The 15776-nt window shown below is 54.0% G+C and carries 15 protein-coding genes; 3 read left to right on the top strand and 12 right to left on the bottom strand.

Translation table 11 applies throughout. From position 1 onward, the window contains the following. Nucleotides 1-7 precede the first annotated feature (7 nt). The gene (gene fadA, locus C2U53_RS10410) at nt 8-1171 is read left to right on the top strand and encodes an acetyl-CoA C-acyltransferase FadA (RefSeq protein WP_046402115.1); all 1164 of its coding nucleotides are present in this window, start codon (nt 8-10) and stop codon (nt 1169-1171) included. Nucleotides 1172-1340: 169 nt separating this feature from the next. Here the strand turns inward: fadA and fre are convergent, their stop codons facing one another. Then, a complete protein-coding gene (gene fre, locus C2U53_RS10405; RefSeq protein ID WP_044258316.1) occupies nt 1341-2042 on the bottom strand; it encodes an NAD(P)H-flavin reductase in 702 nt (233 codons plus the stop codon). 38 nt (nt 2043-2080) lie between these two features. Next, complete coding sequence (gene ubiD / locus C2U53_RS10400; protein WP_044327658.1) at nt 2081-3574, bottom strand: 4-hydroxy-3-polyprenylbenzoate decarboxylase; 1494 nt, start codon at nt 3572-3574, stop codon at nt 2081-2083. Nucleotides 3575-3742: 168 nt separating this feature from the next. Here ubiD and rfaH point away from each other — a divergent pair, with 168 nt between their 5' ends. Further along, nucleotides 3743-4231: a transcription/translation regulatory transformer protein RfaH gene (gene rfaH / locus C2U53_RS10395; RefSeq protein WP_042998831.1), complete on the top strand. Its 489-nt coding sequence runs from the start codon at nt 3743-3745 to the stop codon at nt 4229-4231. A gap of 7 nt (nt 4232-4238) precedes the next feature. Here rfaH and tatD read toward each other — a convergent pair whose 3' ends face one another. From tatD to udp, 9 genes are all read right to left on the bottom strand, one after another. After that, nucleotides 4239-5021, bottom strand: a complete 783-nt coding sequence (gene tatD / locus C2U53_RS10390) for a 3'-5' ssDNA/RNA exonuclease TatD (RefSeq protein WP_104445877.1) — start codon at nt 5019-5021, stop codon at nt 4239-4241. 41 nt (nt 5022-5062) lie between these two features. Then, nucleotides 5063-5854, bottom strand: coding sequence for a Sec-independent protein translocase subunit TatC (gene tatC / locus C2U53_RS10385; RefSeq protein ID WP_042998829.1), 792 nt, complete (start codon nt 5852-5854; stop codon nt 5063-5065). A 2-nt stretch (nt 5855-5856) separates the two neighbouring features. Then, entirely contained in the window at nt 5857-6387 is a 531-nt protein-coding gene (tatB, locus tag C2U53_RS10380) for a Sec-independent protein translocase protein TatB (RefSeq protein WP_042998828.1), read from the bottom strand. 3 nt (nt 6388-6390) lie between these two features. Then, nucleotides 6391-6660 (bottom strand): Sec-independent protein translocase subunit TatA, encoded by a 270-nt coding sequence (gene tatA / locus C2U53_RS10375; RefSeq protein WP_042998827.1) that lies wholly within the window; start codon nt 6658-6660, stop codon nt 6391-6393. A gap of 78 nt (nt 6661-6738) precedes the next feature. After that, entirely contained in the window at nt 6739-8379 is a 1641-nt protein-coding gene (ubiB, locus tag C2U53_RS10370) for a ubiquinone biosynthesis regulatory protein kinase UbiB (RefSeq protein WP_044258310.1), read from the bottom strand. Continuing rightward, entirely contained in the window at nt 8376-8981 is a 606-nt protein-coding gene (gene ubiJ / locus C2U53_RS10365; protein ID WP_042998825.1) for a ubiquinone biosynthesis protein UbiJ, read from the bottom strand. The genes ubiB and ubiJ overlap by 4 nt, the downstream gene beginning before the upstream one ends. Before the next feature lie 13 nt (nt 8982-8994). Beyond that, on the bottom strand, nt 8995-9750 hold the full coding sequence (gene ubiE, locus C2U53_RS10360; protein ID WP_042326162.1) for a bifunctional demethylmenaquinone methyltransferase/2-methoxy-6-polyprenyl-1,4-benzoquinol methylase UbiE: 756 nt from the start codon (nt 9748-9750) through the stop codon (nt 8995-8997). Between the two features lie 94 nt (nt 9751-9844). Then, nucleotides 9845-11272, bottom strand: a complete 1428-nt coding sequence (gene rmuC / locus C2U53_RS10355) for a DNA recombination protein RmuC (protein ID WP_044267347.1) — start codon at nt 11270-11272, stop codon at nt 9845-9847. A 153-nt stretch (nt 11273-11425) separates the two neighbouring features. Continuing rightward, nucleotides 11426-12187: a uridine phosphorylase gene (gene udp, locus C2U53_RS10350; RefSeq protein ID WP_042998824.1), complete on the bottom strand. Its 762-nt coding sequence runs from the start codon at nt 12185-12187 to the stop codon at nt 11426-11428. 260 nt (nt 12188-12447) lie between these two features. On the opposite strand from udp, the gene C2U53_RS10345 reads away from it, so the two are divergent. Then, the gene (locus C2U53_RS10345; protein WP_042998823.1) at nt 12448-13257 is read left to right on the top strand and encodes a dienelactone hydrolase family protein; all 810 of its coding nucleotides are present in this window, start codon (nt 12448-12450) and stop codon (nt 13255-13257) included. Nucleotides 13258-13323: 66 nt separating this feature from the next. On the opposite strand, the gene metE is transcribed toward C2U53_RS10345, so the two are convergent. Beyond that, a complete protein-coding gene (gene metE, locus C2U53_RS10340; protein ID WP_104445876.1) occupies nt 13324-15585 on the bottom strand; it encodes a 5-methyltetrahydropteroyltriglutamate--homocysteine S-methyltransferase in 2262 nt (753 codons plus the stop codon). Between the last annotated feature and the right edge of the window lie 191 nt (nt 15586-15776).

Below are 15776 nucleotides of genomic sequence, written 5' to 3'. Positions count from 1 at the left end.
AGTCACAATGGAACAGGTTGTAATTGTTGATGCGATCCGTACCCCGATGGGCCGTTCGAAAGGGGGCGCGTTTCGCAACGTGCGTGCGGAAGATCTCTCCGCACATTTGATGCGTAGTCTTCTGGCGCGTAATCCGGCGCTTGAAGCGGCGGCGCTTGATGACATCTACTGGGGTTGCGTGCAGCAGACGCTGGAGCAGGGCTTTAACATCGCCCGTAACGCGGCGCTGCTGGCGGAAGTTCCACACTCCGTTCCGGCGGTGACCGTCAACCGTCTGTGCGGCTCTTCCATGCAGGCATTGCATGACGCCGCACGAATGATTATGACCGGTGATGCACAGGCCTGTCTGGTGGGTGGCGTGGAGCATATGGGCCATGTGCCGATGAGCCACGGCGTCGATTTTCACCCAGGTCTGAGCCGTAACGTCGCCAAAGCGGCGGGCATGATGGGACTAACGGCGGAGATGCTCTCACGCATGCACGGCATCAGCCGTGAAATGCAGGATGCCTTTGCCGCACGTTCACACGCCCGCGCCTGGGCCGCCACGCAGTCCGGCGCGTTTAAGAACGAAATTATCCCAACCGGTGGGCATGACGCCGATGGCGTGCTGAAGCAGTTTAACTACGACGAAGTGATCCGTCCGGAAACCACGGTTGAAGCGTTATCTACCCTGCGTCCGGCGTTTGACCCGGTCAGCGGCACGGTCACCGCAGGAACCTCTTCTGCACTCTCCGATGGTGCCGCCGCCATGCTGGTGATGAGCGCGAGTCGTGCACGCGAGTTAGGTCTGAAACCACGCGCCCGCGTGCGCTCAATGGCGGTGGTCGGTTGTGATCCTTCCATCATGGGATACGGTCCGGTTCCGGCGTCGAAACTGGCGCTGAAAAAAGCGGGGCTTTCGGCCAGTGATATCGGTTTGTTTGAGATGAACGAAGCGTTTGCTGCGCAGATCCTGCCGTGTATTAAAGATCTGGGGTTAATGGAGCAGATTGACGAGAAGATCAACCTTAACGGCGGCGCGATCGCGCTCGGTCACCCGTTGGGTTGTTCTGGCGCGCGTATCAGCACCACGTTGTTGAACCTGATGGAACGCAAAGATGTCCAGTTCGGCCTGGCGACGATGTGTATTGGGTTGGGTCAGGGTATCGCGACCGTGTTTGAGCGGGTGTAAAGATATTCACTCATTGTCGGCCGGGTAAGCGAAGCGCCCCCGGCTCGATTGCCGGATGGCGACGCTAAAGCATCTCATCCGGCCTACAACGAAAACGTCACGGTATAACCATTTAGTTGCCGTTCTTCCCGCCTGTCAGGGGCGGGTTTTTTCTTCTTCGTTTCTCTTCTTAGATAAATGAGAACGCATCGCCAAACAGACGATCTTCACGTGCGCTGCGCTCATTACAGAACAGGTCACGCGCGATTTTCGCCATCTCAAAACGTCCGGCAATGTAGATGTCATGATCGGCCAGCGTTCCGTGATCCTGCATCACCGCCGTTAAGACCGTCCCTGTACGCCCACGCCAGCCGGCTTCCGGTTGTTCCACCACGGCTTCGACGCGCAGATTGGGATGGTTGACAGAGAGCGCTTCAAGTTCAGAGAGATCGTAGAGATGCTTCTCTTCACGTCCCCCCCAGTAAATCGTGACCTCACGATTGGGATTATGCGCCAGCGCCGTCAGCAGAATGGAACGGGCGTAGGAAAAACCCGTACCACCAGCAATCAGGATCAGCGGACGCTCTTCATCGTCACGCAGCCATGCGTCGCCGTGCGGAATATCTATCGTTATCTCATGATCTTTCAGGATGCGATCCATCACTGCTTTGGCATAGAGATTAATTTCTGACGCGCCAATGTGGAGCTCAATAAAACCCTGCTCATCCGGCGTAGAGGCCATCGAGAACGGACGTTTATCCCGCTCATCCATCACGACCATCAAATATTGACCGGCACGAAAGGAAAATGCCGCGTCGGGTACTAAACGAACACGGTATACGGTATCAGTGATAGCTTCTACCGAGGTCACTTTACAGCTTAAGGTTGTCATGCGCTCCCTCTATGGGTCTGTAGGGCAAAACGAGCGCCTCAGGCGCCTTTACCGTCATTAAAGATGGCCAGTTCATCCCAAATCGCATCAATGCGGGCGGTCACGTCGGGGTCTTTTTTAATTGGACGTCCCCACTCGCGTTGGGTTTCACCTGGCCATTTGTTCGTGGCATCCAGCCCCATTTTTGAACCCAGACCGGAGACCGGCGAGGCAAAATCCAGATAATCAATTGGCGTATTTTCTACCAGCACCGTGTCCCTGGCCGGGTCCATACGGGTGGTAATCGCCCAAATCACATCGTTCCAGTCGCGTGCATTGACGTCATCATCACAGACGATAACAAATTTGGTGTACATAAACTGGCGTAAAAATGACCAGACACCCATCATGACGCGTTTCGCATGCCCCGCGTACTGTTTTTTAATCGTGACGACGGCAAGGCGATAAGAGCACCCTTCCGGCGGCAGGTAAAAATCGACGATTTCCGGGAACTGTTTTTGCAGAATCGGCACAAACACTTCATTTAGCGCAACGCCAAGTACGGCAGGCTCATCCGGCGGACGACCGGTGTAGGTCGAATGGTAAATCGCATCTTCACGCTGGGTAATATGCGTGACGGTAAAGACCGGGAAGCTATCCACTTCATTGTAATACCCCGTATGGTCGCCATACGGGCCTTCCGGCGCCATTTCACCCGGATCGATATACCCTTCCAACACAATTTCCGCACTGGCAGGCACTTCAAGATCGTTAGACAGGCATTTAACCACTTCGGTTTTCGTACCGCGCAGCAGACCGGCAAAGGCGTACTCTGAGAGTGTGTCTGGTACCGGCGTCACCGCGCCAAGAATGGTGGCAGGATCGGCGCCTAAGGCGACAGACACCGGGAAACGTTCACCCGGATGCGCCGCACACCACTCCTGATAATCAAGCGCGCCGCCACGATGGGACAGCCAGCGCATGATCAATTTATTTTTGCCAATCAACTGCTGGCGATAAATCCCCAGATTCTGCCGCTCTTTATGCGGGCCACGCGTGACGGTCAGCCCCCAGGTGATGAGCGGCGCGGCATCTTCTGGCCAGCAGGTCATAATGGGAATTCGGTTTAAATCGACGTCATCGCCAGAGATGATTTTTTGCTGACAAGGCGCACCGCGCAGTCGCTTCGTCGGCATATTCAGCACCTGTTTGAACTGCGGCAGTTTATCAAACAGATCGCGGAAGCCCTTCGGCGGCTCCGGTTCTTTCAAAAAGGCCAGTAATTTACCCACTTCCCGCAGCGCAGAGACATCATCCTGCCCCATGCCCATCGCGACACGCTTTGGCGTACCAAACAGGTTACACAACACCGGCATTGAATAGCCTTTGGGGTTTTCAAACAGCAGCGCAGGGCCACCGGCACGTAACGTGCGGTCGGCAATTTCTGTGATTTCCAGATATGGATCCACTTCAAGCGTAATGCGTTTGAGTTCGCCCTGTTGTTCAAGCAGCGTCAGGAAGTCGCGTAAATCGTGATATTTCATGGCGTCCATTGTGGCCTCTTCGTAAGCGCCTCATTATACGGCGTTCATCATCGTGATGCTGTATTTTTGTTAAATTAGCGTGAACTCTGGCAGCCCACCGCCGCCACCGGGATTATAATTAACTTCACGCCTTACATTTGCTATGCTTGCGCCCCGAATAAGCGGATAAGAGCCATTATGCAATCCTGGTATTTACTGTACTGCAAACGCGGGCAACTTCAGCGTGCTCAGGAACACCTCGAAAGACAGGCAGTGAGCTGCCTGACACCGATGATCACCCTGGAAAAAATGGTGCGTGGAAAACGTACTGCAGTCAGCGAACCCCTGTTCCCTAACTATCTGTTCGTGGAATTTGACCCGGAAGTGATTCATACCACGACGATCAATGCCACGCGCGGCGTCAGCCATTTTGTCCGCTTTGGCGCATCACCGGCAATTGTCCCTGCTACGGTGATTCACCAGCTCTCCGTCTATAAGCCAGAAGGCATTGTCGACCCTGAAACGCCTTACCCCGGCGACCGAGTGGTCATCACGGAAGGGGCTTTTGAAGGCCTGCAGGCGATCTTCACTGAACCGGACGGTGAAGCGCGTTCCATGCTGCTGCTCAACCTGTTGAATAAAGAGGTGAAGCAGAGCGTGAAAAACACCGGTTTCCGTAAGCTTTAACGGCGACTTAAAACGACATTCCAAACAGTTTCCTGACGTTCGCATCCGTTGTGGCGGAAAGCCACTGCGGATCGTCTCCGCGCCAGTGGGCGATACGCTCAAGAATATGTGGCAGATATGCCGGTTCGTTACGTCGCGATGCGGGTTTCGGCGAGAGATCGCGCGGCAACAGATACGGCGCATCGGTTTCAATCAGCAACTGTTCGGCCGGAATAAACGGTAGCAATTCGCGCAGTTCCAGCCCACGACGCTCATCACAGACCCAGCCTGTAATGCCGATATGTAATCCTCTGTCGATACAGTCCTGCATTTCTTCACGCGTGCCGGTAAAGCAGTGCAGCACCGCACCCGGGAGTTTGTCCAGCCACGGATCCAGCAGCGTCAGAAATCGTGCATGCGCATCACGACAATGCATAAAAACCGGCATCTGTAACTCAGCAGCGATACGCAACTGCGCATCAAACGCCCGCTCTTGTTCCTGCGGAGTGGAAAAATTACGATTGAAATCAAGGCCACATTCGCCAATCGCCACGACCTCAGGCATTGACGCCAGCGCCACAATCGCCTCCTCTGTGGCAGGCTGCCACTGGCTACTGTCGTGCGGGTGAACACCGGCCGTCGACCAACAGTGAGGATAAATGTGCGCCAGTCGTTGCGCCTGTTGGCTTTCATGCAGGTTTGTTCCGGTGAGAAGCAGGCCCTTCACGCCAGCGGCCTTCGCGCGAGCCACAACCTCATCACGGTCTTTTAAAAACTGCGAGCTGGTTAAATTAACGCCGATATCAAACATGCTTCGCTCCATATGACAACCGCCCTGGCGGGCGGTTGAATTTACTCTTCTGTCTTCTCGGCTTTCTCAGCTTCGGCTTCTGATTCCGCCTCGTTATCTTCATCCCGTGTCTGTCGCTTACCGACATAGAAACGTGAGAAGAAAACGCCGACCTCAAACAGGAAGTACATCGGAATCGCCAGTAACGTCTGCGAAAAAACATCCGGCGGCGTCAGCAACATCCCTACCACAAACGCGCCAACTAACACATAAGGCCGTTTTTTACGCAAATCTTCCGGTGTCGTCACCCCCATCCAGCAAAGCAGCACGATGGCAACGGGCACCTCAAACGAGACCCCGAACGCCATAAACAGCGCCATGACAAAGCTCAGATAGCTGGCAATATCCGTCGAGACCTGCACACCTTCCGGCGCGGTATTGGCAAGGAAGCCAAACGCCAGCGGGAACACGACAAAGTAGGCAAACGCCATGCCGATATAGAACAGTAACGAGCTGGAGATCAGTAACGGTACCACCATGCGGCGTTCATGCTTATACAGCGCTGGCGCGATAAACGCCCAGACCTGATAAAGGATCACCGGTGCTGACAGGATCAGCGACACCATGAAGGTTAATTTGATCGGGGTGAAGAACGGTGATGCGACATCCGTCGCGATCATGGTTGCGCCCTGCGGCAACTGTTTGATAAGCGGCGAGGAAACCAGGTGATAGATGTCATTGGCAAAATAGACCAATGCCAGAAAAATCACGATAACCGCAATAATGCAGTTAAGCAGACGTTTACGCAGCTCAATCAGGTGCGTGATAAGCGGTTGAGTATCTTCTACAGCCATGTTTACGGTTTATCACTCGACGTAGGGGAGGAGCCAGCAACAGGGGCAGCGGTTTTCGGTTCAGCGTCCTTCACGTTGACGGCAGGAGACGTCTCCCCGACAATCTCAGGAGCCTGTTCCGGTGCGCTGGCCTGGACTTCAGCAGTAGCGGGCGTGACCCCTTCATGCTGTTCTTCGTTCCCTTTCACCACCGGGTTATGGATGGTGTGCGCTTCATCGCTCGCTTTTTCGGGCTCGTTCGCGCTATAGGAACGTTTCATTGACTCCGCCGCCTGGCGCAGTTCATCCATTGAGGCTTTCAGCTCGGGAGTCAGATTTTCCAGGCTCGCTTTCTCAACCTTTTTCAGGCTGTCCTGAAACTCCTGGAGCTTAAGCTCCTGGGTCAGTTCATTCTGAACGGTGGTCGCAAGGGATCGCAATGCGCGTACCCAGCCAGCTATCGTTTTGACGGCTACCGGCAATCGCTGCGGCCCCAGTACGACGAGGCCGATAATAAACACCAGTAACAGTTCGCTAAAGCCGATATCAAACACGAATTACACCTGCTCTTTATCGTGGCTTTTCGCGTCTTCTTTTTTCGCCGTTTCTTTAGCAGCGTCTGCCGGTTTGTCAGTAATAGACTTCGCGGTAAAGTCAGCGTCCTGACTGGCTTTATCCTGTTTAGCATCATCATCACTCATGGCTTTTTTGAAGCCTTTGATGGATGCGCCAAGATCGGAACCGATGGAGCCGAGCTTCTTGGTGCCAAACAACAGTACAACGATGACGGCAATGATCACCAACTGCCAAATACTGATACCACCCATACATGTTCCTCTGTGATAGATGATGAATTAATAAGGCCGTAGTATACGTTACCCGGCCTGCCTTGAGCGATGAAAAAATCAGCGAGTTTTGCGCCAGCCGACAATCCAGGCGACCAGACCGCCTGCCATCAACCAGCCGGGCATATAGCCCCATTCAGGACGATTAATCAACAGGAATGTCCCACTCAATAGTAACGTGGCTCCAATTCCCAATAAGTAACGGGATTGGCCCTGACGCACATGATTCTCCTGAAGCTCGCGCGCAATCTTATCAACACTGTGCTGTAAATATTTGCCCTGGCGCAAACTGTCGTACACCAGTTCAGGGAGTTCTGGCATTTTTTCGACCCAGAACGGCGCTTTTTCCTTAAATGCCCTGACCAGCGCCGGAATACCGACCTGATCTTTAATCCATGATTCCAGAAAAGGCTTCGCCGTTTTCCAGAGATCCAACTGCGGATACAGCTGACGTCCTACGCCCTCAACATACAGTAATGTCTTCTGCAACAATACCAGTTGAGGCTGCACTTCCATGTTAAATCGACGCGCCGTATTGAAAAGGTTTAACAAAACGTGACCAAACGAGATTTCTGCTAGCGGTTTCTCGAAGATAGGCTCGCATACGGTACGAATCGCAAACTCAAACTCTTCAACGTTGGTATCCGGCGGAACCCAGCCTGAATCAACATGCAGTTCCGCAACCTTGCGGTAATCACGATTAAAGAACGCGATAAAGTTCTCCGCCAGGTAACGCTTATCTTCCTTGTTTAAGGAGCCGACAATGCCGCAATCAATGCCAATATATTTCGGGTTTTCGGGGTGTTCATAACTGACAAAGATGTTTCCGGGATGCATATCCGCGTGGAAAAAGCTGTCGCGAAACACCTGAGTGAAGAAAACCTGCACGCCGCGCTCCGCCAGCAACTTCATGTTGGTGCCGTTTTTCTCCAGAGTCACCACATCGGAAACCGGGATGCCATAGATGCGTTCCATCACCATCATATTCTCACTGCAGTAGTCAGAATAAACTTCCGGGATGTAGAGCATGGGGCTGTCTTCAAAGTTTCGCCGTAGCTGAATGGCGTTGGCCGATTCGCGCAGCAGGTTCAGCTCATCAATCAGTGTTTTTTCATATTCCCGCACCACTTCCGTCGGGCGCAGACGGCGACCGTCCGGTAGCAAGCGCGGCACCCAGCGGGCAAGACGATAAATCAGTCGTAGATCCGCTTTGATAACCGGCAGGATGTCAGGACGTATGACTTTGATGACGACCTCTTTGCCGTTCGATTTCAGTCTCGCCGTATGCACCTGAGCAATTGACGCCGACGCCAGCGGCTGAATCTCGAATTCATCAAACCAGGCTTCAACGGGCAGTCCGCCCATCGCTTCTTCGATTTGCGCTTTCGCCAGCTTGCCATCGAAGGGGGCGACTTTGTCCTGTAACAACGCCAGTTGATCGGCGATATGCGGAGGGAAGAGATCGCGGCGAGTTGAGAGCATTTGACCAAACTTGATCCACACCGGCCCTAACTCCTGCAGAGCCAGTCTCAGTCGCTCTCCCAATAATTTGTCTTTATGCCGGTTTGGCATCCAGAACAGGCAGTAACGCCATAACCGCAGCGGCAGCGTGATCCGCATTTTGGGGATGAGTTCATCAAGTCCGTAACTTAAAAAAGTGCGAATGATGAAATACAGGCGCCGTACTTCACCTGGCGTCATTTAGCCTCCAGTTTTTCCAGCCGCCGGGTCAGCGCATCGACAGCGCGTTCCACCGCTGCCGTTTCTTCCGCGAACCATGCAACCTCTAACGGTCCGGGTGCCATTCGCCACTCTTCCGTAATGGCTTCGGCAACATAACGTTGCTGACGTTGGATCCCGTGACGGAGAAATTTTGCCCCGCCGCGCAGGGCTTTGCTGATCCCTTCCGCCGCGATGTCGCCGGTATAAGGCGCCAGCAGTTCAGCAGGATCGAATTCCGCCAGGTCGGCAAGGGCAACGAAATTTTGCACAACCTGAATATCACCCTGCACTTCCAGTTCGCCACTGCGAATCAGCGCAGCCAGTTGCTGGCGGTCACGTAATTTTGGCAATACGCTGGCATGAGTGATCACCGTACAATCGGCCTCGCCAGCCCACTCGCCCAGCACGTCAACCTGGCGTTCGCTGAACAGCAGAATTAATGATGTCGAAAAGCCTTTTAGCTCTACACGCAGCACTTTTCCCAGCAGACGCGCTCGCGCCGTTTTCAACGCCGGCGAACGATACAGGAATGAATTAAGCAAACTTTCCATTCCTGCAGTCACTAAGGGTTTAAAAGGCATCCCCGTTCTCCTGTCAGAACTTATAGCCGCGATGTAGCGCAACCACACCCGCTGTCAGGTTGTAATAGTCGACACTTTCGAACCCGGCGTCCTGCATCATCGCTTTCAAGGTGTCCTGATCGGGATGCATACGGATGGATTCCGCCAGATAACGATAGCTATCGGCATCATTGGCGACCATTGAACCGATACGCGGCAGGATATGGAACGAGTAGGCGTCGTACGCTTTGCTCAGTGGCTCGATAATCGGTTTAGAGAATTCCAGCACCAGCAGACGACCACCTGGCTTCAGGACACGGAACATCGAGCGCAGGGCTTTGTCTTTGTCCGTGACGTTACGCAAACCGAAGGAAATAGTGATGCAGTCAAACGTATTGTCCGGGAACGGCAGCGCTTCCGCATTGGCCTGAACATATTCTACGTTGCCAATCACGCCGATATTGCGCAGCTTTTCACGACCCATTTTGAGCATTGAGTCATTGATGTCAGCCAGAATCACCTTGCCGGTCTCCCCGACCAGACGGGAGAATTTAGCCGTCAGATCGCCGGTTCCCCCGGCTAAATCCAGTACTGTCTGACCACGGCGGACGCCGCTACAGTCGATGGTGAAGCGCTTCCACAAACGATGGATGCCAAAAGACATCAAATCATTCATAACATCATATTTTGATGCCACAGAATGAAAAACGTGGGCCACCATGTCCGCTTTATGCTCTTTAGCGACAGTCTGAAAACCAAAGTGCGTCGTTTCTTGTGAATTATCCACCATCTCAGTGCCTGCTCATCAAAAAATTGTTCGAGAAGTGTAACAGATTGGGGCGCATTGCCCTACCCTTCTGCCCGTCCGGGTTACTCCGAACGGACTAATTCGATTGCTGCTTTATCCCGTCATCGTCGGAATAAGATGCATCTTCCTGCTCTTCAGGTACCGATCGCAACCGATACTCTTCATCCTGCGTTGTGGCCTGTTCCGCCAGTTCAGGGTTAATCTCGCGCTTAATTTCTACCCCTAAGCCGCGAAACGCTTCGGCCTGCGCCAGCACGTTGCCGCGCCCCGACGACAGCTTTTTCATCGCCTGACGATAGTTATCCTGCGCTTTGTCCAGACTCTGCCCGATGGAGGACATATCGTCGACAAACAGCCGCATCTTGTCATAGAGCTTACTCGCACGGTCCGCAATCTGTTGCGCATTACGGCTTTGATGTTCGTAACGCCAAAGATTCGCAATGGTTCGCAACGCCACCAGTAATGTCGTGGGACTGACCAGCATAATATTATTTTTAAGCGCTTCAGTAATCAGTTCGGGCTGTCGGTCGAGCGCTAACAGAAACGCGGGCTCCACCGGGATAAACATCAGCACGTAATCCAGCGTGCGCAGCCCCGGAAGCTGCTGGTAGTCCTTACGTCCCAACAGGCGAATATGGTTACGCACCGAAGCAATGTGTTCCTGAAGCGCGCTTTCGCGGGTGTAATCGTCTTCCGCATTAAAATAGCGCTCATAGGCCACCAGCGTCATTTTGGCGTCGATCACCACATCTTTTCCCTGCGGTAAACGTACAATTACGTCGGGCTGCATGCGGGAACGAACGTCATTCTCGATACTGACCTGCGTTTCGTACTCATAACCTTCACGCAGTCCGGATGCTTCCAGCACACGGGTGAGTACGACTTCGCCCCAGTTCCCCTGCGTTTTATTATCGCCTTTTAGTGCACGCGTCAGGTTGACCGCTTCCTGGGCCATTTGTGCATTAAGCTGTTGAAGATTGCGAATTTCATGCGCCAGGGTGTGACGTTCTCGCGCTTCCTGACCAAAGCTGTCCTGAACCTGGCGACGGAAACCGTCCAGTTGTTCACGCAGCGGCGTCAGCAGCCCATTCAGGCTCTGTCGGTTTTGCTCATCAACCCGGCGATTGCTTTGCTCAAAGATTCGGTTTGCCAGGTTTTCAAACTGTTCGCTCAGACGCTGCTCGCTGTTGATCATCTGGCGAATTTTATCTTCCGCATGCTGCTGTGTGGCTTCCATTCGCGTGGTCACTTCACGCAGATCCGCTTCCAGCGAGGTGTTAATGCTGCGCAGGCTACGTAATTCGTTATTGAGCAACTCGCACTCATCACGCCAGTGTTCACTTTGGGCAAGCTGTTGTTTGGCAGCACTTAATGCCGCAACCATCTCTTCACGTTCAGCGAATTGTTCGGCTTTCTGTTGCGCATGCTGATAGCTGGCTATCAGCCAGCCAAGCGCAATGCCCACCAGCGCAATAACCGCATAAATGATGATTGAGATATCCAAAATGCCTCCCGACGCCATACATCACCCGCACAAAATAGAATTGTGCTGTATAAACGTCCAGTTTTAAAGAACTTTCCTGCGAGGCGGTACGCAAATAATCGCGTAAAAGCAAAAGGCCGAACGCGTCGGCCTTGTTTACGGAAGAGAAGAGAATTAGATGAGACGACGTGCCGCTTCCACCACGATTTTCACCGCATGGCTTTCAGTTTGTTTCATCGTCTCCGCATTCGGGATCTCTTGCTGGGTGCGGTTGACGATTACCCCCGCAACCATCCCGGCGCGCAGGCCCTGGCTTGCACACATGGTCAGCAGCGTGGCGGACTCCATTTCGTAGTTCATCACGCCCATTGACTGCCACTCTTCCATGGAGCCTTTGAAACGACGTACTACGCGACCGGAGAAAGTGTCGTAACGTTCCTGGCCTGGGTAGAAGGTGTCAGAAGATGCAGTTACGCCCACGTGAGTTGTGGCACCGATGGATTTTGCCGCTTCAACCAGCGCGGTGGTGCATTCAAAGTCAGCGACTGCCGGATACTCCATCGGCGCAAAGTGCAGGCTCGCACCATCCAGACGAACGGACGCCGTGGTGACCAGAACATCGCCGACATTGATATGCGGCTGAATGGCCCCCGTGGTGCCAATACGCAGGAAAGTACGAATGCCCAACTGAGCCAATTCTTCCACCGCTATAGAAGTTGATGGGCCGCCGATACCGGTCGAGCAGACGATGACGGCTTTACCGTCCAGCTCTGCGCGCCAGGTAGTGAATTCACGGTGAGATGCCAGTTTAACCGGCTTCTCCATCAGCGCGGCGATCTTTTCTACACGTTCCGGATCGCCAGGGACGATAGCCAGCGTAGCCCCTTGTAAATCGTTCTTGGTGAGGCCGAGATGAAAAACGTCAGACCTGGACATATAAAACTCCTCTGTGATTCGGTTTTTGTCAGAAGAAGCAAAAAGACACTTTACCGAAGGACTTAAGATATTTTCGTGACCGCTATCACCATGATGCAATTCATTTGCATGAATTTACCTACAAAAAGTGATCAACATCACATCAATAGCCCAACTTTCTCTTTCTTTGCACAAAAAGCGAGCCGTTTGAGGCAGTGTGAATGGTTAAAGGCTGTCTATAGTTAATAGTGCGCTATTTTTCTAAGGGTACGGAGAATACCATGACATCAACACCACAAACCGGTTTTGCACCTGCAGCATCCCCTATTGCCTCTACCTCAGTGCATACCCCGGACGACGCCATCGTCGCGGGTTTTACGTCAATCCCTTCTCAGGGGGACGAGATGCCGGCGTTTCACGCCCGGCCGAAAAAGAGCAATGGCCCACTGCCTGTGGTCATTGTAGTGCAGGAAATCTTTGGCGTGCATGAACATATCCGCGACATCTGCCGTCGTCTGGCGCTGGACGGCTATTTGGCTATCGCGCCAGAACTCTACTTCCGCGAAGGCGATCCCAATGATTTCGCCGATATTCCCACGCTATTGAGCGGTCTGGTGGCGAAAGTGCCGGATTCTCAGGTTCTGGCCGATCTGGATCACGTCGCCAGTTGGGCGTCCCGCAACGGTGGCGATGTTCATCGTCTGATGATCACTGGCTTTTGTTGGGGCGGACGTATTACGTGGCTGTACGCGGCGCATAACCCGCAACTGAAAGCCGCTGTAGCCTGGTATGGGAAGTTGGTTGGCGATAAGTCGTTGAATTCGCCGAAACATCCTGTCGATGTGGCGACCGATCTGAACGCCCCGGTGCTGGGTCTGTACGGCGGTCAGGATAACAGTATTTCACAGGAGAGCGTGGAGACCATGCGCCAGGCCTTACGCGCCGCTAACGCCAATACGGAGATTGTTGTCTATCCTGATGCCGGTCATGCCTTCAATGCCGACTACCGCTCGAGCTATCACGAAGAATCTGCCAAAGACGGCTGGCAAAGAATGCTGGCGTGGTTTGCACAGTACGGAAGTAAGAAATAACGCAGGTCTGAACCGCCCCCCGACAACAGGCCCGGTGGCGACTTCGCCTTACCGGGCCCAGGAAGATCACGCCTGACGCAGATTCTGCGCGGCTTTCACCATGTTCGCCAGCGCGGCGCGGGTTTCCGGCCAACCGCGGGTTTTCAGGCCACAGTCCGGGTTCACCCACAGGCGTTCAGCCGGGATACGTTGTGCCGCTTTTTGCAACAGCGCCTCAATCCACTCTACGCTCGGGACATTCGGCGAGTGAATGTCATACACGCCCGGTCCGATTTCGTTCGGATAGTCGAACTCTTCGAACGACTCCAGAAGCTCCATGTCGGAACGTGAGGTCTCAATGGTGATCACGTCAGCATCCAGCGCGGCAATAGAATCCATGATGTTGTTAAACTCGCAGTAACACATGTGGGTGTGGATCTGGGTATCATCTTTCGCCACCGCCGCGTTGATACGGAACGCTTCCACGCCCCACGCCAGATAAGCCGCCCAGTCGCTACGACGCAACGGCAGCCCTTCGCGTAGTGCGGGTTCATCAATCTGAATGATGCCAATGCCTGCCGCTTCCAGATCCGCCACCTCATCACGCAGTGCCAGCGCGATCTGTTTGGCGATGGTTTCGCGGGTGACGTCTTCACGCGGGAAGGACCAGCAGAGAATGGTCACCGGGCCGGTCAGCATGCCTTTTACCGGTTTGTCAGTCAGCGACTGAGCATACTTCGCCCATTCTACGGTGATCGCTTCCGGACGGCTGACGTCGCCGATCACCACCGGCGGTTTCACGCAGCGAGAGCCGTAACTCTGCACCCAGCCATTCTGGGTGAAAACAAAACCATCGAGGTGCTCACCGAAATATTCCACCATGTCGTTACGCTCGGCTTCACCGTGGACCAGCACGTCCAGGCCTAAGCGTTCCTGCTCAACAATCGCCTGCTTAATATGCTCCGCGATGCCAGTGCGATAGTTGTTAGCATCAAGCTGCCCTTTTTTGAAGTCCAGACGCAGGCCGCGGATTTCAGTAGTCTGCGGGAAAGAACCGATAGTGGTCGTCGGCCATGCAGGCAGGTTGAAGCGCGCACGCTGAGCCTCAGCGCGCACTTCGTACGGGTTCGCCCGCTGGCTGTCCTGCGCGGTGATGGCCGCCAGACGTTTTTCCACTGCTGCATTGTGCACACGGGTCGAGTGGCGACGCGCCTGAATCGGTGCGCTCCATTCGGCGATGGCGGCGGTATCGCCGCTGTTCAGCGCATCGCGCAGCAGCGTCAGTTCACCACACTTTTGCAGGGCGAAGGCAAACCAGCTCTTCACTTCCGCATCCAGACGCGTTTCAACGCTCAGGTCGATCGGGCTGTGCAGCAATGAGCAGGACGAGGCCACCCACAGATCGCGAAGGCCTACGATATCTTTAATCTGGGCATATTTTTCTGTCAGATCGGCACGCCAGACGTTGCGTCCATTGACCAGACCGGCAGACAGCAGCCAGTCAGTCGGCAGGCGTTTGTGCAGCGCTGTCACGTCATCTTTACCGTGGACCAGGTCAACGTGGAGTCCTTGTACCGGCAGCGCGGCAATGGTATCAAGGTTAGGCGTCACACCTTCAAAGTAGGTGGTCAGCAGCAGTTTCACCTGCCCGGAAAGCGCATCGTAGGCCGGTTTGAAGGCGTTCAGCCACGTCTGCGGCAGTTCCAGCACCAGCGCGGGTTCGTCGATCTGCACCCACTCGATGCCGCGTTTTGCCAGTTCCGCCAGCACCTGCTGGTAAACCGGCAGAATGTCTTTCAGCAGGCTCAGGCGATCGAACGACTCGCCCTTTACTTTGCCCAGCCACAGGTAAGTGACCGGGCCGAGCAGCACAGGTTTCACCTTGTGACCCAGCGCCAGCGCTTCGTCTACTTCATCCAGCAGTTGTGTCCAGGTCAGTTTGAACTGCTGACCCTTAACGAACTCCGGCACCATATAGTGATAGTTGGTGTTAAACCATTTGGTCATTTCTGCCGCCGCAGCCGGTTCGCCGGTCGGCGCACGACCGCGACCAATGCGGAACAGGGTGTCGATATCGACGGAACCATCTTTGTTCTGATGACGCGCCGGGACGTTACCGAGCAGCAGGCTGGTGGTCAGAACATGGTCGTACCAGGCAAAATCGCCGACCGGCAGTAGATCGATACCTGCCTGCTTTTGCTGATCCCAGTGACGCGCCCGCAGTTCGCGGCCCACCGCCAGCAGTTCTTCACGGGTCACATTACCCGCCCAGTAGCCCTCTTGCGCTTTTTTCAGCTCGCGACGCAGGCCAACACGAGGGAAACCGAGGGTGTGATTCAGTATTGTCATTTTACTTCCTCTAATTATATGTAAATCCTATGGATTTTTAATTCAGGGAAGGTGGCAAGTTTGCTCATCCCCGGGAGCTTACATCAGTAAGTAACCAGGGCGGGGAAACGCAGCCAACGCACCATAAATTTAAAATACGAAGGATTTTGGACGTCTGGATGTTTACACATCCATATTTGACAGTTACTGTA

The organism is Citrobacter sp. CFNIH10 (assembly GCF_002934585.1).
Classification (GTDB): Bacteria; Pseudomonadota; Gammaproteobacteria; order Enterobacterales; family Enterobacteriaceae; genus Citrobacter_A; species Citrobacter_A amalonaticus.
Note: the sequence above shows the minus strand (reverse complement) of the source record. Positions and strands in the feature narration are given on the sequence as shown.